Origin of the sequence: Mesonia hippocampi (genome assembly GCF_014197445.1) — a bacterium.
Taxonomy (GTDB): Bacteria; Bacteroidota; Bacteroidia; order Flavobacteriales; family Flavobacteriaceae; genus Mesonia; species Mesonia hippocampi.
The window spans coordinates 357091-375769 of the sequence record NZ_JACIFO010000001.1; the positions used below are offsets into that span (position 1 = coordinate 357091).

Annotated in this window: 16 protein-coding genes; 12 read left to right on the forward strand and 4 right to left on the reverse strand. The window is 33.8% G+C overall.

Translation table 11 applies throughout. The features are described from left to right. Positions 1-50: 50 nt before the first annotated feature. Positions 51-986, reverse strand: coding sequence for a YeiH family protein (locus GGR32_RS01685; protein WP_183475708.1), 936 nt, complete (start codon positions 984-986; stop codon positions 51-53). A 72-nt stretch (positions 987-1058) separates the two neighbouring features. Then, the gene (locus GGR32_RS01690) at positions 1059-1943 is read right to left on the reverse strand and encodes a LysR family transcriptional regulator (RefSeq protein ID WP_183475709.1); all 885 of its coding nucleotides are present in this window, start codon (positions 1941-1943) and stop codon (positions 1059-1061) included. Positions 1944-2049: 106 nt separating this feature from the next. Between GGR32_RS01690 and GGR32_RS01695 the strand changes: the two genes are divergently transcribed. The 12 genes from GGR32_RS01695 (at position 2050) to GGR32_RS01750 (ending at position 14429) form a co-directional block, all read left to right on the forward strand. Then, positions 2050-2601, forward strand: coding sequence for an NADPH-dependent FMN reductase (locus GGR32_RS01695; RefSeq protein WP_183475710.1), 552 nt, complete (start codon positions 2050-2052; stop codon positions 2599-2601). Continuing rightward, positions 2580-3896, forward strand: coding sequence for an anthranilate synthase component I family protein (locus GGR32_RS01700; RefSeq protein ID WP_343066410.1), 1317 nt, complete (start codon positions 2580-2582; stop codon positions 3894-3896). Before GGR32_RS01695 ends, GGR32_RS01700 begins: the two co-directional genes overlap by 22 nt. Before the next feature lie 60 nt (positions 3897-3956). Further along, the gene (locus GGR32_RS01705; protein ID WP_183475711.1) at positions 3957-4577 is read left to right on the forward strand and encodes a class I SAM-dependent methyltransferase; all 621 of its coding nucleotides are present in this window, start codon (positions 3957-3959) and stop codon (positions 4575-4577) included. 47 nt (positions 4578-4624) lie between these two features. Continuing rightward, the gene (gene tilS, locus GGR32_RS01710) at positions 4625-5932 is read left to right on the forward strand and encodes a tRNA lysidine(34) synthetase TilS (protein ID WP_183475712.1); all 1308 of its coding nucleotides are present in this window, start codon (positions 4625-4627) and stop codon (positions 5930-5932) included. Between the two features lie 29 nt (positions 5933-5961). Next, the gene (locus GGR32_RS01715) at positions 5962-7956 is read left to right on the forward strand and encodes a protein-disulfide reductase DsbD family protein (protein WP_425487746.1); all 1995 of its coding nucleotides are present in this window, start codon (positions 5962-5964) and stop codon (positions 7954-7956) included. A gap of 67 nt (positions 7957-8023) precedes the next feature. Continuing rightward, a complete protein-coding gene (gene pfkA, locus GGR32_RS01720) occupies positions 8024-9010 on the forward strand; it encodes a 6-phosphofructokinase (protein ID WP_183475714.1) in 987 nt (328 codons plus the stop codon). A gap of 17 nt (positions 9011-9027) precedes the next feature. Continuing rightward, the gene (gap, locus tag GGR32_RS01725) at positions 9028-10029 is read left to right on the forward strand and encodes a type I glyceraldehyde-3-phosphate dehydrogenase (RefSeq protein WP_183475715.1); all 1002 of its coding nucleotides are present in this window, start codon (positions 9028-9030) and stop codon (positions 10027-10029) included. 12 nt (positions 10030-10041) lie between these two features. Continuing rightward, positions 10042-10887 carry an N-acetylglucosamine kinase gene (locus tag GGR32_RS01730; RefSeq protein WP_183475716.1) on the forward strand — a complete coding sequence of 282 codons (846 nt, stop codon included), beginning with the start codon at positions 10042-10044 and terminating at the stop codon, positions 10885-10887. Between the two features lies 1 nt (position 10888). Then, positions 10889-12490 (forward strand): glucose-6-phosphate isomerase, encoded by a 1602-nt coding sequence (gene pgi, locus GGR32_RS01735; RefSeq protein ID WP_183475717.1) that lies wholly within the window; start codon positions 10889-10891, stop codon positions 12488-12490. Positions 12491-12635: 145 nt separating this feature from the next. Beyond that, positions 12636-13247, forward strand: coding sequence for a Vat family streptogramin A O-acetyltransferase (locus tag GGR32_RS01740; RefSeq protein ID WP_183475718.1), 612 nt, complete (start codon positions 12636-12638; stop codon positions 13245-13247). Positions 13248-13305: 58 nt separating this feature from the next. Then, positions 13306-13842 carry a DUF1697 domain-containing protein gene (locus GGR32_RS01745; protein ID WP_183475719.1) on the forward strand — a complete coding sequence of 179 codons (537 nt, stop codon included), beginning with the start codon at positions 13306-13308 and terminating at the stop codon, positions 13840-13842. A 143-nt stretch (positions 13843-13985) separates the two neighbouring features. Then, positions 13986-14429, forward strand: coding sequence for a DsrE family protein (locus tag GGR32_RS01750; protein ID WP_183475720.1), 444 nt, complete (start codon positions 13986-13988; stop codon positions 14427-14429). A 110-nt stretch (positions 14430-14539) separates the two neighbouring features. Here GGR32_RS01750 and uvrB read toward each other — a convergent pair whose 3' ends face one another. After that, positions 14540-16537, reverse strand: coding sequence for an excinuclease ABC subunit UvrB (gene uvrB / locus GGR32_RS01755; RefSeq protein WP_183475721.1), 1998 nt, complete (start codon positions 16535-16537; stop codon positions 14540-14542). A gap of 34 nt (positions 16538-16571) precedes the next feature. Beyond that, a complete protein-coding gene (locus GGR32_RS01760) occupies positions 16572-18653 on the reverse strand; it encodes a T9SS type B sorting domain-containing protein (RefSeq protein ID WP_183475723.1) in 2082 nt (693 codons plus the stop codon). Between the last annotated feature and the right edge of the window lie 26 nt (positions 18654-18679).

Consider the following 18679-nt stretch of genomic DNA (forward strand, 5'->3'; position numbering starts at 1 on the left):
ACTAAGGTGGCTTTATTATTATAGCTTACTTATAAACTTTATAAAAGTACTTAACTGAAATTAAGAATATATAGTAATGAAATAACCGATATGGTTATCCATAATAATACTCCTAATAGGATAGGCATAAACCCAGTAGATTTTATTGTTTTTATAGATAAGCCCGTACCTACTAAAAATAAGGTAAGTACTAAAAGTTGTTTCGAAATAGCGGGAACATAAGAAGTGATAAAGCTAGGTAAATCTAAAAAGCTATTAGCCAAAATAGCTAAAATGAATAAAAATATAAACCAAGGGATTTTTATTTTTCCATTGTCACTTTTATAAATAAACATCGAGATTAAAGATACAGGAATAATCCATAAAGCACGAGCTAATTTTACCGTAATGGCTGTATCTAGCGCCTCTTCGCCATAAGCCATGGCAGCACCAACAACAGAACTGGTATCATGAATTGCAATGGCACTCCATATTCCAAACTCATGCTGACTTAATTCTAGTAAGTTTCCTAAAGCAGGAAATATAAATATAGCCAATGCATTTAGGAAAAAAACCACGCCTAGTGCTATAGATATCTGCTTATCTTTAGCATTTATCACCGATGAAACAGCAGCAATAGCACTTCCTCCGCAAATAGAAGTTCCTGTGGAGATAAGGTAAGCAATAGCTTTATCTATTTTTAAAAGTTTACCTAGTAATACACCCAAGGTAATGGTTAAAACAATAGTGATAACGGTTAAAATAAGTCCATCCTTTCCTGTTTCTATCGTTTTTTGCAAAAACATCCCGAAGCCTAAACCTACTACCGATGCTTTTAAAAGCCATTTTACGGTTTTCTTGCTTAAAGAATCAAAAGGGTTTCCAAAAAGATTTGTAAATAAAAAACCACTAAGCAAGGCTATAGGTGCCGATAAAAAAGGCGTAAGAAATAACAAGCAAAGAATTATAAAAAATATTTTTTTAGCAGGTAAAGGAATCGTTATCATCTTGCAACTATTTGTTACAAAATTGCGATTTTTTAGAACTACTTACTAAGTCTAAATAATTATACGTAATAACTACAGGTTATAGTTTTGCGTAAAAAAGCTTTTCATTAAATCATATAGTTTAGAGGGGTAACCTTGTAAGGCTACAAAATATAAAGGACGTTTAATTTCAAAACCCTGAATATCTATAATTCTTAATTGATTATTTTTCAACTCTTCAAAAACAGAAAATATAGATACAAAAGCATAGCTGTTAGAGTTTATCAGGTATGTTTTTATACTTTCGGTGCTGCCTAAAATAATTTCGACATTAAGGTCGTCTAGCGTTATGTTGATGTTTTTAAGTCTTCCCTCTAAAATATTACGAGTTCCAGAGCCTTCTTCTCTAACTACTAAGGGGAGTTTTTTGAGCTTCTCTAATGTAATTTGTTGTTCTTTAGTGTTATGTTGTTTTGTGACTAGCACAAGCTCATCATCTAAGAATTTTTCGTAATTTAATAATGGGTTATGGTTATTTCCTTCTATTAGTGCAAAATCAAGTATACCTTCTTCAATTTTTGCTTCAATACTAGATGAATTATCGTTAATTAAGGTAAATCGAGACTCAGGAAAACGCTTTTTCAATAAAGCCAAAGTTTTAGGTACGATATATTGCGCTAAAGTTGTACTTGCACCAATGGTAACTTGTGGCGGGACTTTGTCTTGCAGTTGAAAAAAATATTGATCTATTTCTGTATAGATATTCAGAATTTTATTTACATAGTTTAAGAGTTCTATCCCGGCATGCGTAAGGCTTATGCCATTAGCTTTCCGCTCAAAAAGTTTAGTGTTATACTTTTCTTCTAAACTTTTTATATGTTTAGAAACAGCAGGTTGCGAAACATGTAATTTTTTAGCAGCTTTGGAAAAATTTAAGCATCCTGCCACTTCCTGAAAAACGCGAAGTCTAAAATCCATAGGTTAAAACTACACTAAACCTGTTAAGAAACAAAGTTTCACTTGTTTTTTTCTATTAAAAATACGTCATTTGAGTAATCACTATAAACGATAAAAATATAAGTTTATGCAAGTATTGGTCTTTGCAGGTTCTAATAGCAGTCAATCCATCAATAAGCAACTTGTTGGTTACTTAGCTCAACAATGCAATCAATTAGCGGTAAGATTAATCGATTTATCTAAGTTTGATATTCCGCTGTATAGTATAGATATAGAAAATAAAGCCTTTCCTAAAGATGTACTTCGTTTGCATAAGCTTATTCAAGAATATCCGGCACTAATAATGTCGGTTAATGAGCATAATGGAGCTCCTTCGGCTTTTATAAAGAATATTACCGATTGGCTTTCCCGGCTAGATAGGGAGTTTTTAGCTAAAAAAGAAGTGTTGCTTTTTAGTACTTCTACCGGTAAATACGGCGGAGCAAAGGCTTTGGCTTATTATAAAGAGGCTTTAGTAAAATTTGGGGCTAACTTGGTAAACAGTTATAGTTTTCCCTTGTTTAATGAGAATTTTAGTGAAGGAGAAATTATAAATTCAATTCAAGCTAAAAATATTAAAGAAATATTGACTGCTTTTGAAAACAATACGATAAAAAAGTGCGAACAACAACAACAATAAACTTTCAATTAACCCCAGCACTTAAACAGCAATTTTTAACTTGGGCAAATACACATCATGAAGAAGTAGTTTGGTTAGATACCAACGCTTATAAAGGAGGGCAAGTACCATCTAAGTATCAAGCCATTTTAGGGGTAGAGGCATTTACGGCTATTCAAACAGAAGCCGTAGGAGCTTTTGACCGCTTAAATGAGTATCAGCAAATTACAAAAGATTGGATTTTAGGCTATCTTTCTTATGATTTAAAAAATGATACAGAAAGCCTAAAATCTGAAAATGCAGATGCGTTACATTTTCCAGAATTATACTTTTTTCAACCTAAAAAATTATTCCTTTTTACAGAGAAAACTTTAGAGATACAGTACCTAAAAATGGTAGATGATGAGGTAGATGAAGATTTAAAAGATATTTTTTTAGCTGAAATTAATTATTTAAATAAAGATATTTTAACACCTGAATATAAGGAGGTTAAGAATAAAATAAACAAAGATAAATACATAAGTAAAATTCATGACATTTTGGCGTACATCCAACGTGGAGATATTTATGAGGTTAATTTCTGTCAAGAGTTTTATATAGAAAATACAAGTATAAATCCGCTATCGGTTTACCATAAATTGAATCAAATCTCTCAACCACCGTTTGCTGTTTTTTTTAAAAACGCACAACACTTTTTGCTTTCGGCAAGTCCAGAACGCTATCTTAAGAAACAAGGAAGTACCATTGTAAGCGAGCCGATAAAAGGAACCTCAAAACGAGGTAAAAATATAACGGAAGACGAGCATTTAAAAAAAGCCTTAGTAAACGACCCAAAAGAGCGAGCAGAAAATATTATGATTGTAGATTTGGTTCGTAACGATTTGTCTAAAACCGCCACAAAAGGCAGTGTGACTGTAGAAGCCTTATGTAAGCTGTGCACTTTTAAGCAAGTTCATCAGTTAATATCAACCGTTCAATCTACTATAAATACATCAGAAACAACACCTGTAGATGTTATAAAAACCACTTTTCCGATGGGAAGCATGACGGGAGCTCCAAAACTTCGTGCTATGGAAATTATAGAAGAATTGGAAGAAACCAAACGAGGTTTATATAGCGGAAGTATAGGTTATTTTACACCAGAAGGCGATTTTGATTTCAATGTAGTCATCCGAAGCATCCTCTATAATGAGGCAGAGAAATATGTTTCGTTCTCTGTGGGCGGGGCAATAACTTCAAAATCTAACCCAGAAAAAGAATATGAGGAATGCTTATTAAAGGCAAAAGCAATGAAACAAGTTTTAGCATCTATGTAAGTTATGTTACAGAAAAATGAAAGTATTTTTAATTAATTCGTTGTTTATTTATTTTTGAATATGAATTTAGAAGAAAGAAAAAATCATTGGCAACAAATTTTTGCAACAAAAAATATCGATGAGGTAAGTTGGTATCAGCCAAAACCAGAAGCTTCGTTAGCTTTAATCGCTGAAGCTAAACTCGCTAAAGATGCAGAAATTATCGATATTGGAGCTGGAGATAGCTTTTTGGTAGATTTTTTAATAGCAGAAAACTATCAAAATATAACCGTGTTAGATATTTCGGGAAACGCAATCGAGAGGGCAAAAAAACGTTTATCCGAAAAAGCAAAAAATGTACATTGGGTGGTAAGTGATGTACTAAAATTAACTACTTCTAAAACGTTTGATTTATGGCACGACCGTGCAATGTTTCATTTTTTAACCAACAAGGAAGAAATTAAACAATACGTGCAAATAGCAGCAAAACACTTAAACCCAGGCGGACGCTTAATACTAGGGACATTCTCTAAGGAGGGACCTACAAAATGCAGTGGCATACCAATAAAACAGTATGATGTAGAAGCGTTAAAGGAAACCTTTTCGGATGAATTTATAGTAGAAAAAAGTGTAAATTTAAATCACACCACACCATTTAAAACACAACAAAATTTCACCTTTGTAAGTTTTATCAAGAAATAAGTGTAATTGCGTAAAAAAATAAACTTATATTTACGGTTTTCTGAATTTTGATAACATCTTTTTTAAAACATATAAATCAACAGTTAGTTTCTAAATCAGAAACTTATTTATTAGCCATAAGTGGAGGTATAGATAGCATGGTTATGGCACATTTGTGCAAGGAAGCAAACCTAAAGGTAACTTGGGCGCATTGTAATTTTAGTTTACGTGGAAAAGAAAGCGATATCGACGAAATTTTTGTAAAAGAAAAAGCCGAAGCCTTTGGCGTAAATTGCTTTAGTATATGTTTTGATACAACTCAATATGCAGTAGACCATAAAGTGTCTACGCAAATTGCGGCCAGAGAGTTGCGTTATGCATGGTTTAGAAAACTGCAAGAAGAATATGATTTTGACTATATTTTTACAGCGCATCATGCAAATGATAGCCTAGAAACCTTTTTTATAAATTTGCTTCGAGGTACGGGCCTAAAAGGTTTAGTGGGAATACCAGAGAAAACAGAAAACATCTTTCGTCCTTTGTTGCCTTATTCTCGTAAAGAAATCGAGCGGTATGCAAAAAAACATCAAATTACATGGAGAGAAGATCAAACCAACGCTTCTACCAATTACCTTCGTAATAAAATTAGGCATCAGGTTGTTCCTTGGTTTGAGGGAGAAAATTCACGTTTTTTAACTACCTTTAAGCAAACTCAAGAGCATTTAAAGGCTTCAGAAACATTGGTAGAAGATTATATTAACCTGCTTAAGCAAGAGTTGTTTGTAGAGAAAGATAATGTACAAGCCTTAAATATTTCACAGCTAAAACAAAAGCCGCATTATAACCAAATATTATATCGTTTGCTTTCCCCGTATGGTTTTACGGCATGGGAAGATATTTATAATTTATTGGAAGGAGCGTCAGGAAAACAAATTTTTTCAACCACGCATCGTTTATTAAAGCATAGAGATTTTTTGCTTTTGAGCGAAATTTATGCAGCTAAAACTTCTTCTTATTTGTTAGCATCTGTACAGGAAACTTTAGCGTTTCCTTTAGGTGAATTAACACTAGAGATTGTAGGGAAAACAGGAAATTTCGACAAAAATGTAGCCTATGTCGATAATAGTTTAATAACCTATCCTTTAGAAGTAAGAAAATGGAAAGCTGGAGATAAATTTAAACCTTTTGGTATGAAAGGAAACAAAAAGGTGAGTGATTTTTTAAAGGACGAAAAATGCTCGCTATTAGAAAAAGAAAATACATGGCTTTTATGTGCGCAAAACAGAATTATATGGATTATAAACCATCGAATAGATGAAACCTATAAAATAACAAATAAAACAACAGAAATACTAAAAATAACCCTAATCTCATGAAGTACTACTTAAGTATAATTGCTTTGTTTATGAGCTTTTTAATACAAGCTCAATTTGGATTACAAAGTACAGGTCAAGAAGAAATAATAAACCCAGTAAAATGGTCTGGAAGTGTAACAGAAACAGGAGAAAATCAATATAAATTAGTTTTTGATGCCGAGATAGAGAACGATTGGCATGTTTACAGTCAACATACCCCAGATGGAGGACCGTTGCCATTAGAAATTACGTACAGAGGAGTAGAGGAAGGAGAGTATATTTTAGAAGGAAAAACACAAGAAAGCAAAACAAAAACAGGGTTTAGTGAAATTTTTGGGGTAGATGAAATCTATTTTTCAGAAAAAGCAAAACTAACGCAAAATATAACCCTAAAAAACACTTCGCTTAATGTGGTAAAAGCAGAGTTGTTTTATCAGGTATGTAAAGAAGTGTGTATCAATCAGACGTTTTATATAGCTTTTAACTTAGACACAAAAAAAGCAAAAGTATTTGAAAACTTTGATAAGTTTGAAGCCTATGGAGTAAAAAAGGATACGCCTAAAAAAGAAAACAATACAACAACTAAGAAAGAAGTTAAAGAAAAAGAAAAGAAAGAAGAAGGACGTAGTTTTTTAGGTATTTTTATAGCTTCTTTTCTGTTTGGATTTACGGCATTGCTAACACCCTGTGTGTTTCCTATGATTCCGATGACGGTAAGTTTCTTTACTAAACAAAGTAAAAATAAAGCAAAAGGAATTAAAAATGCTATTATTTATGGGGTTTCTATTATCGTTATCTACGTTTTATTAGGAACTATAGTAACGGCTATTTTTGGAGCAGATTCACTCAATGCATTATCTACCAATGTATGGTTTAATGTAATTTTCTTTTTGTTGTTAGTGGTTTTTGCCGCTTCGTTCTTAGGAGCATTTGAGATTATGCTACCTAACTCATGGGTAAATAAAGTAGATAAGCAAGCCGATAAAGGAGGAATTATAGGAATCTTTTTTATGGCATTAGCTTTAGCCATTGTATCGTTTAGTTGTACAGGACCCATTGTAGGAACACTTTTAGTGGAGGCCGCTTCAAAAGGAGGAATAGCACCTATTATAGGGATGCTTGGTTTTTCATCGGCTATTGCAATTCCTTTTGCATTATTTGCCATGTTCCCAGGATGGTTAAATTCATTACCTCGTTCGGGTGGATGGTTAAATTCGGTAAAAGTAGTTTTAGGATTTTTAGAATTAGCTTTAGCTTTTAAATTCTTATCCAACGCAGATTTAGTATTGCAAGCACATTGGTTAGAGCGTGAAGTGTTCTTAGCTATTTGGATTGCAGTTTTTGGTACTTTAGCCATGTATTTATTCGGAAAAATACGCTTACCACACGATTCTCCAGTCCAATCCATTTCGGTAGGGCGATTAGGTTTTGGTCTATTGGTACTTACGTTTACCATCTACCTAATTCCAGGGTTATGGGGAGCGCCATTAAAGCTTATAAGCGGTTTCCCTCCACCAATGAGTTATAGCGAATCACCTTATGGGGTAGGATATACCAAAGGCGGTGTAGCTGGAGAAATTAGCGACTTCCCAGAGGGAGCATCTTTAGGACCTCACGATATTATTGCCTTTAAAGATTATGAAACAGGAGTGGCTTATGCTAAAAAAGTAAACAAACCTATCTTTTTAGATTTTACAGGAATGGCATGTGTAAACTGTAGAAAAATGGAAGAAAGAGTTTGGAGCGACCCTAAAATATTAAGCATTCTTAAAAGCGATATTGTATTAATATCATTATACGTAGATGTAAAAGAGAAGCTGCCTAAAGCAGAACGATATACAAGCGAAACTACAGGAAAACGCATTCGTACAATAGGAAATAAATGGAGTGATTTCCAGATTAAACATTACGGGGCTAACGCACAACCTTATTATGTGTTGTTAGATCATGATGAAGAGAAGTTAAATGAAGCTATAGGATATACACCCGATATAGAAGAATATAAAGCTTGGCTTAAAGAAGGGATTGCAAACTTTAAAAAGTAAAAACTAACTTTAAATTAAACTCCTACGAGTAGTTTTTATATAGATATTCATTTATATTTGAATAATCATGAAAAACAAGATTAAAAAAGTAGGAGTTTTAACCTCTGGTGGAGATTCCCCAGGGATGAATGCAGCCATTAGAGCAGTAGTAAGAGCCTGTAGCTATTACCAATTAGAAGCTTATGGAATTTATAGAGGCTATGAAGGGCTGATAGAAGCCGATTTTATAGGCTTAACTGCCCGTTCTGTAAAAAACATCATCCATAAAGGAGGAACTTTCTTAAAGTCAGCACGATCACCTCAATTTCGTACAGAAGAAGGTCAAGAACAAGCTTATAGAAACCTTATAGAACAAGGAATAGATGCCCTTGTTGTTATTGGGGGCGACGGTACATTTGCAGGAGCTAAAGCTTTTGGCGATACCTATAAGTTTCCTATTATAGGCATCCCAGGAACAATAGATAACGATATTCAAGGAACCGATTATACCATAGGTTACGATACCGCACTTAATACCGCAGTAGAAGCAATAGATAAAATTAGAGACACTGCAAATTCTCATAATAGATTATTCTTGGTAGAAGTAATGGGAAGAAATGCAGGAGACATTGCCTTAAATGCAGGTATTGGAGCAGGAGCAGAGGAAATTCTTATCCCAGAAGAAAACTTAGGCATAGAAAGATTATTAGAATCTTTAGACCGTAGTAGGAAATCAGGAAAAACATCAAGTATAGTTGTTGTATCAGAAGGCGACCAAATAGGGAAAAATATATTTGAATTAGCCGATTATATCAAAGAAAACAAAAAAGATTATGATGTTCGTGTTACGGTTTTAGGACATATTCAGCGCGGAGGTTCACCAAGTTGTTACGACCGCGTATTAGCGAGTAGATTAGGCGTAGGCGCTATACAAGCATTGTTAGAAAACAAGCAAGGTTGTATGGTGGGTATCAATCATAATCAAGTAGTCGAAGTGCCTTTTTCAAGCACTACTTCAGGAAGTAACTATATCGATAAGAGCTTACTTAAGGTTGCCGATATAATTTCAATTTAAATAACAAACCAAATATTATGAAAACTAAAATAGCAATTAATGGCTTTGGACGAATAGGCAGATTGGCTTTTCGTATAGCTTTAAATAATAAAGATTTACAAATTGTTGCCGTAAACGATTTATTACCAATAAAACAATTAGCATATTTACTAAAATACGACTCTGTTCATGGTAAGCTAGATGCCGATATAAAAACCGAAGGAGATAATAAACTTATTGTAAACGGAAACGAAATAAGAGTTACCGCAGAAAAAAATCCTGAAAATTTAAAATGGGATGAAGTTCAAGCAAAAATTATTATAGATTGTACCGGGATTTTTAAAACCCAAGAGTTGGCGAGCTTACACCTCAAAGCAGGAGCAGAAAAAGTAATCATTTCTGCCCCTACAAAAGATATCCCAATGTTTGTTATGGGAGTAAACCATGCTGAAATAACAGCAGAAGATAAAATTATCTCTAATGCCTCTTGTACAACCAATTGTTTGGCACCTTTAGCAAAAGTTATACATGATAATTTTGGTATTGTAGAAGGATTAATGACAACAGTACACGCGGTAACCGCAACACAATCTACCGTAGATGCAGCCTCTAAAAAGAATTTTAGAATAGGCAGAAGCGCCGTAGCAAACATAATTCCAACTTCTACCGGAGCCGCACTTGCCGTAGGAAAAGTAATACCAGCATTAGAAGGAAAACTTACCGGAATGGCTTTTAGAGTGCCTACGCCAAATGTTTCGGTAGTAGACCTTACAGTACGTACCGAAAAACCAACAAGCTTCCAAGCGCTAAAACAAGCAGTTAAAAAAGCTTCAGAAAATGAGTTAAAGGGAATTTTAGCTTATACAGAAGATGCAGTGGTCTCTCAAGATTTTGTTTCCGATGCGCATATTTCTACCTTCGATGCAGAAGCAAGTATTGCACTTAACGAAAATTTCTTTAAACTTGTAGCTTGGTATGATAACGAATACGGATATTCTGCCAAATTAATAGATATGGTTGCTTATATAGCAGCAATATAGCTAAATTAATTTATGATTTTAATAGCAGAAGCTGGTTCTACAAAAACGGATTGGCTATTATTAGATGAAAATGCTCAGGTTTTATTAGAAACCCAAACACTAGGTATAAACCCTTCTGTTTTTGATATTGCGGTATTAGAAAAAAGAATTAAAGATAACTCGACCTTATTTTCAGTAAAAGAAAACATTACGCAAATAGAGTTTTTTGGTGCAGGCTGCGGAACAGAACAACCCCGTAAAGCATTAAAAGAACTTTTGCAACGTTTATTTCAAAACGCCGAAGTTGCTGTTTTTGAAGATACTTATGCTGCGGCTTTAGCGGTAACTACACAGCCAGGAATTGTGTGTATATTAGGTACAGGCTCTAACAGTTGTTATTTTGATGGAAATCAAATACACCTTAAATTTCCATCATTAGGCTATACATTGATGGATGAAGCCAGTGGAAATTATTTTGGAAAACGGCTTATTAGAGATTATTTTTACGAAATTATGCCCGAAGAACTTAGGGTAAATTTTTCAAAATCTTTTAATTTAGACCCTGACGAAATTAAACATAACCTTTATAAAAAAGAAAATCCCAATGCTTATTTGGCCTCTTTTGCTGCGTTTATCTATGCACAAGAAGAAAACAATTATTTTAAGCATTTAATTACAGAGGGAATTAATGAATTTATAGAAAAAAGAATATTATGCTATGCTGAAGCCGATAAACTCCCTATTCATTTTGTAGGAAGTATAGCCCATTACTCTAGGAGCATTATCTCAGACAGCTTAAAAGCATATAATTTAAGATTAGGAAATATTATTCAGCGGCCTATAGATGGTCTCATAAACCACTATTGTAATAAAAAATAATATGTCATTACAAAATACTAACCCAACAAACACCCAAGCTTGGCAAGAATTAGAAAAACACTTTTCTAAAGTTAAAGATATTCCTGTATTAGACTTGTTTAATAAAAATCCTAATAGGGTTAACGAGTTTAGTATTTTATGGGAAGATTTTTTTATAGATTTTTCTAAAAACAAAATAGATACAAAAGCAAAAAAACTATTATTAGCTTTAGCAGAAGAGCTGCAATTATCAGCAGCGATAGAGAAGCAGTTTTCTGGAGAGAAAATAAATGAAACAGAAAATAGGGCCGTTTTACATACCGCACTTAGGGCAAAAAATAAACCCGACGAGGTAAAAGAAAATTTAGCCAAGATGAACGTTTTTTCCGAAGCCATTATAACGGGAAAGCATACAGGTTATACCGGAAAACCTATTACCCATGTTGTTAATATAGGTATAGGCGGAAGTAGTTTGGGACCAGAAATGGTAGTAGAAGCTTTAACGGAATATAGAAATCACTTAGAGGTTTCGTTTGTAGATAACCTTGATAGGCATCAGATAGAGAATATCTTAAAGAAACTAGACCCAGAAACCACCTTATTTATTGTTGTAAGTAAAAGTTTTTCAACACAAGAAACACTTCATAATGCAAGCATTGCCAGAGATTGGTTTTTGGAACAAGCACAACAAGCTGAGTATTTAGAAAAACACTTTGTAGCGGTATCTGCAAATACCGATAAAGTAGCAGCTTTTGGAATTTCTAAAGCAAATACCTTTAGCATGTGGGATTGGGTAGGCGGAAGGTTTTCGTTATGGAGTACCGTAGGACTTTCTATTGCTTGTGCAATCGGGTATGAAAATTTTGAAAACTTGTTGGGCGGAGCTCAGCAAATGGATAAGCATTTTAGAGAAACCCCGTTTAACAATAATATCCCTGTATGTTTAGCCTTAATTAGCCTTTGGTATAATAATTTTTACAAAGCAGAAACCGAAGCGGTTATACCTTATGCGGCAAGCATGCATAAATTAATTCCTTTTTTACAACAAGGAAGTATGGAAAGCAACGGAAAAGGCGTAGATAGAAATAGTAATAAAATTAGTTACCAAACAGGAACCGTAGTTTGGGGAGAGCCAGGAACAAATGCGCAACATGCATTTTTTCAGCTAATACATCAAGGCACAAAACTTATTCCGTGCGATTTTATAGGCTTTAAAAAACCTATACATACCTACACAGAAGACCATGATTTGCTTATGGCAAACTTTTTTGCACAAACGCAAGCCTTATTAGTAGGTAAAAGTAAAGCAGAAGTATTGGCAGAAGAAAAAAACTTAGGTGAAGAAAGTCCGATACTTCCGCATAAAATTTTTGAAGGCAATAAGCCTACAACATCTATTCTTATAGATAAATTAACCCCTAATAGTCTAGGAAAACTTATTGCCATGTATGAGCATAAATGGTTTGTACAAGGCGTAATTTGGAACATCTATAGCTTTGACCAATGGGGAGTTGCCTTAGGAAAGCAGTTGGCTAAAAATACGTTTAAGGCAATTGTTAATAAAGATGCAGAAGAAGTAAAAGATGCTTCAACAAAAAGACTCTTGAAACATTATTTATCATAAAAACCAATTATTAAAGTTAGTGTGAGGTTTCTCTTTTTTTAAGATTTTCTGTTTGTTAAAATCAGATATAATTTAGCTGAAAAATAATTTTAGTTTTGTGAAGGTTAATTTATTTAAGAAGCATTTCAACTATAAGCTAGATAAAATGCAAATACCCGACAAAAATCAAATATTCCCACTAAAGGATTATAAAAGGCTTTGTTTTTTAAAAAATATCATTGAAAATCCAAACATAATAGTCGGAGATTATACATATTATGATGATTTTGAAGATATTTATAATTTTGAAAAAAATGTAAAGTACCATTTTGATTTTATTGGTGATAAACTAATAATTGGGAAATTCTGTATGATAGCTTCAGGAGTAACATTTATAATGAATGGAGCAAATCATAAAATGGATGGAATAACAGCTTATCCGTTTAATATTTTCGGAAAAGATTGGTTAAAAGTAACTCCAACATTAGATGAGCTCCCTTATAAAGGTGATACAATTATAGGGAACGATGTTTGGATTGGAGCCGATGTAACCATAATGCCAGGAGTAAAAATAGGAGACGGTTCAATTATAGCTACAAAAAGTATAGTTACTAAAGATGTGAATCCCTATTCTGTTGTAGGAGGAAACCCAGCAAAGTTGTTGCGTAAAAGGTTTGATGAGGAAAAAATAAAGAAGCTTTTAGCGTTAAAATGGTGGGATTGGGAGTTGGAAAAAATAACCAAAAATCTACACTATTTAACCGGTAAGAAAAAATGATATTTTCACTATGCTTTTGTATAGTTAAGTTATATTGAAGAATAGAAAAGTATTTATAATGAGTAAAAAGATAGCAATTTTAAGAGGCATCAATGTAGGAGGGAAGCGAAAAATACTTATGGCAGACCTTAAAAAACTTTGTGAGAATTTAGCCTTTAAGCATGTAAAAACATACATCCAAAGCGGAAATATAATTTTTAACTCAGATGAACCAATACCTGTATTAGCGAAAAATCTAGAAGAAGCAATTCAAGCACAGTTTGGATTTGATGTTCCTGTAATCATCATTACTCAAAACGAATTAGAAACCACAATTAACAACAATCCTTTTATAGGTAAAGATGCAGCTATGAATCAATTGCACGTGACCTTTTTAAAAGAAGAACCAACCAATACAGCAATAACAAAAGCACTTACTTACAATTATCCTCCAGATGAGTTTAAAATAACAGGAAAAACAGTGTTTATTTTTTGTGCAGATAAATACCATAAATCAAAACTGTCTAATAACTTTTTCGAGAAACAACTAGCGATTAAGGCAACTACAAGAAATTGGAAAACAGTAATGAAATTGTTAGAAATAAGTAAAGCTTAAAAATAGTTCTTGTAAAAGCTTTGGTTATAAGTTTATAACCATAAATAATACAATAGTTTTCATGGAAGTTAGCGTAACCTTTGTTACAGATGCATAGGTGGGTAAATGCTAATTTTGAAGTATTATAAATAAAAAAATATACCATGAAAAAAACATTTTTAGTAATCGGATTATTAAGTTTATTGAGTATTCCTACTAGTTTAAGTGCTCAAAGCACCCTAAAACAAGCTGCTGTAAAACACCTTGATACCAAAAGCAATTACCTAATGACAACAGGCGTATCACATTATATTGCGCCTATGATTATGACAGCGGCAGAAATGCGTAAAGAACAAGGCAGTAATTTGGGTAAATTTGAACTCGTTATTTATGGAGAAGCAGTAAAAGTTTTCTATAAAAATCCTAAAGCTAAAGATCTGCTTAAACAAGCTAAAAAAGCAAATGTAGATATTATTTTATGTGAATTTGCTCTAAAGAAATTCGAAATTTCGAAGAACGACTTATCAAAGCAATTAAAATATGTAGATAATGCATTTAAATACAGCTTAAATGCGCAACAAGAAGGTTATATCGCCTTAGGATTATAAACATTTATGCATTAAGGCAATAGTGTATAAACGTTTGATTGAAATTGCCTAATAGGGCATATTTGTTTAGTTAGTTGAAAATCGTCTAGGTATTTTTCCTAGACGATTTTTTATTTATCATTTAACTTATCTTGAAATAGTTTTAGCTCATCTCGGTATTTTGCTGCCAATATAAAATCTAATTCTTTAGCTGCAGCCTCCATTTTCTTACGGGTTTGTTTTATTTTTTCTTTAAGTTGCTTCTCGTTAAAATAAGTAATCTCTTCTTCTGCGGCCATGGTATTGGCTTGTTCTGTTTCGTAAGCTTCATACTTTTTACCTACTAGGGTTTCCTCTATAGGTTTATTAAGTGGTGTAGGAGTTATGTTACGAGCCGTATTGTAGGCTATTTGCTTATTTCGGCGGTATTCGGTTTCATCGATGGTTTTTTGCATGCTGTTGGTAATTTTATCAGCATACATTATGGCTTTTCCTTCTATATGTCTTGCAGCTCTACCTATGGTTTGGGTTAGCGACCGGTGGCTTCGTAAAAAGCCTTCTTTATCAGCATCTAAAATAGCAACCAACGAGACTTCTGGTAAATCTAATCCTTCTCGTAGTAAGTTTACACCTACCAAAACATCAAATAAGCCTTTACGCAAATCGCGCATTATTTCTACACGTTCTAAGGTGTCTATATCGCTGTGTATATACCGACTTCTAACATCAATACGCGTTAAGTATTTTACCAATTCCTCTGCCATGCGTTTGGTAAGTGTTGTAACAAGTATACGTTGATCTTTTTCTACACGTAGTTGTATTTCTTCCAGCAAATCGTCTATTTGATTTTGGCTAGGCCTAACTTCAATTATAGGATCTAGTAAACCTGTTGGACGGATAAGTTGTTCTACATACACTCCTTCACATTTTTGTAACTCATAGTCTGCAGGCGTTGCACTTACGTATAAAACTTGATTTTGGAGTGCTTCAAATTCTTCAAATTGTAAAGGACGGTTATCCATTGCAGCAGGGAGTCGAAATCCGTATTCTACCAAATTTTCTTTTCTAGAGCGGTCACCACCATACATAGCACTTACTTGTGGGATGGTTACGTGGCTTTCATCTACAATCATTAAATAATCATCAGGAAAATAATCGAGCAAGCAGAAAGGACGGCTTCCTGGTTCTCTTCCATCAAGATAGCGCGAGTAGTTTTCAATGCCAGAGCAATAACCCAGCTCTTTTATCATTTCTAAATCAAAATTTGTACGTTCTTCTAAACGTTTAGCTTCTAATGTTTTTCCTATTTCCTGAAAATAAGTGACTTGTTTACCTAAATCTAAAGCTATTTGATCGATAGCTTTGTTTAAAACCTCTGGAGAGGTAACAAACATATTTGCAGGATAAATATTTAGCTTCTCATATTTTTCAATAACCTGATTAGTTTGTGGGTCAAAAGCTTCTATTTCTTCTATTTCATCACCAAAAAAATGAATTCTAAAAGCATCATCGGCATAGCCTGGGAAAACATCTAATGTATCTCCTTTAATTCGAAAGTTTCCATGTAAAAATTCTCCTTCGGTACGGGCGTATAGGCTTTGTACTAAACGTTTTAATAAGGTAGTGCGTGATATTTCTTGTTCTACCGAAAGACTAATTACGTTTTTCTGAAACTCTACGGGGTTTCCAATACCATATAAACAACTCACCGAAGCAACAACAATAACATCTCTACGTCCAGAAAGTAGAGAAGAGGTGGTGCTTAAACGTAATTTTTCGATTTCATCGTTTATAGATAAATCTTTTTCTATATACGTATTGGTTGTAGGTATAAAAGCTTCTGGTTGATAATAATCGTAATAGGAAACAAAATATTCTACTGCATTATCAGGAAAAAAGGCTTTAAACTCTGTATAGAGCTGTGCGGCAAGCGTTTTATTATGCGCAAGAATAAGCGTAGGCCTTTCTACCTGCTGAATAACATTTGCCATGGTAAATGTTTTACCAGAACCTGTAACCCCTAATAAGGTGTGGTAAGGTTCATTGGCCTCGATTCCTTGCACAAGTTGTTTTATGGCTTGCGGTTGGTCTCCTGTAGGTTTATATGCGGATTGTAGGTTGAATTTCATAGAATACAAAACTACAAAAAACCACGATAATGCTTTACCTTAAAAGGGTAATGTTCCCCTTTTTAACGCTGCCATCTTTATAATAAATAGCATACCAATAATCGTTTGCAGGCATAGGTTTACCACGGTAGGTACCATCCCAACTTCCATAGGTATCAAAGGCGGTAAGTATTTTTCCAAATCTATCAAAAATAATAATTTTTTCTATTGGAGATTTACCTAGTTCTATTCCTCCTAGCCTCCATACATCATTTATTCCGTCTGCATTGGGGGTAAAAAAGTTGTTGAAAGTAACAATATAAAAACTTACGGAAGCAATACCACAGCCGTTTTTATCTCGAACGTAAACGGTATGTTTACCTGCTGAAAGGTTTCTGAAAATAGGACTATCTTGATAATTAGATTTTTGGTCTAGTGCATATTCATAATCTCCTATTCCCGTAGCAAAAATCTCTACTTGTTGGTTGCTTACTTTGCCAGATATCGTATAATCTAGGTTTGCTATTTCAGAACTTCCTACTTCGATTACTTTTCGGATAGAGCAATAGTAAGTTCTTCCATCTACATTACTTGACGATGTAACGGTTACTTCGTAACTACCTGGACTTGTAATGTCTAAATAAGGTGTTTTTTCTCCGCTATCCCACAAATAGGTGTAATTAGTAGAGTTTCCTAACATTCCTGCATAAATACGTAAAGACTCTCCGGAATTTAAGCAATATTTTGGTGCTTGGTAATAAGGATCTTCTTGCGGGGTAACTACTAAAATGGTTTTTATTTCTTTTATCGCATAACAGCCGTTGGTATTTTCTAAACGTAAATAAAAACTTCTATTTGCTGTAACAAGAACATTGCTTGGGGTATCAATTTCATTTTCTTTATTCTCAGCGTCTTGATAAGAAGGGTAAAAACCTTGAAGAGTATAATTTGTATTTCCGTTTAATATAATGCTAGTAGTGTTTGTGAGATTGAATTCATTTTCTTCATCAGGAAAATGACATTGGTATAAAGTCACTTCATCTTTTAGATTAGCATCGGTAGCGTATTCAACCAAAACAGTATCGGTTGTTGTACAGCCATTGTAAGAAATTTCTACTTTGTATTCTCCTGGTTGTGTTATCGCTAATTGGCTTTCTTGTGGGCCATTGCTTAATTCTGTTTCTGTATTTCCTTCTATTTTATACCAAGTGTAATTGGTTGGTGTTCCTGTAATATTTAGTGGAGAGAGTGTATGTGTTGTGCCTTGGCATAGGGCGTTTTCTCCTGTTAAATCTGGACCTAAGTCTGCCGAATTAATATTAAAACTATTTCCTTCTAGAAAAACAGCAGAGTCGTATCTTGCGTTATGCTCGTCTGCTATGGCCAATTTTATTTTATATGTGGTATTGGCAACAACTTGAGCAGTAGCGGTTAGTACAGCTGTTTGGCCATTAAAATTTATAGCCGCATTAGAGAAACCTTGTGGGTTGAATTGACCAAAATAGGTTTCATTAATAGCAGAACAATGTCCTGGAATATCAGGATGTACGGTTGTTACTTTTACAGGAGTGTTTGTTCCGGGAACTAAGGCTATGTTTTGATATTGTGTGCTTGTGGTAGGACGTATTAAAAAAGCAAATAAGTCGGAGTATATACAGGTACTTTCATCGTTAGCTTGGTATTCTTCAGAAGCAAATATATACCTAAATTGTATGGCACTTGTTAGTTGTGGCGTAAACTCAAATTCTATAACCGTAGCATTGGTGGTGGTGTATTCGTTTAACGCGTTTTCTAAATCAGGATCGCTTCCCCAATTGGGAGCATCATCATCACTTAAAGAATCGTTAGGGCCTTCTACATTCTTGAGTTTTCCTGTGCTTAATACGATTCCGTCTTCAAATGGAAAATTACTTCCGTTACGTTCAAAATACCCAAAACTTTTATCTCCATCCGAAAAATTTCCGCCAGCAGTATGGGTAATATTGATGTTTGTTATGCAACCGCTGTTGATAAAAATATCTTCGATTAACTCTTGTGGAGTATGAGTGTTGTGGTTTACTTTTAAATATTGAGCTTGTGTTGAAAAAAACAAGCAAAATAGAATGATACTTAGGTGTATGTTGTAATAGCTATTCAAGGCAATTTTTTTTGAGCCCCCAAAAG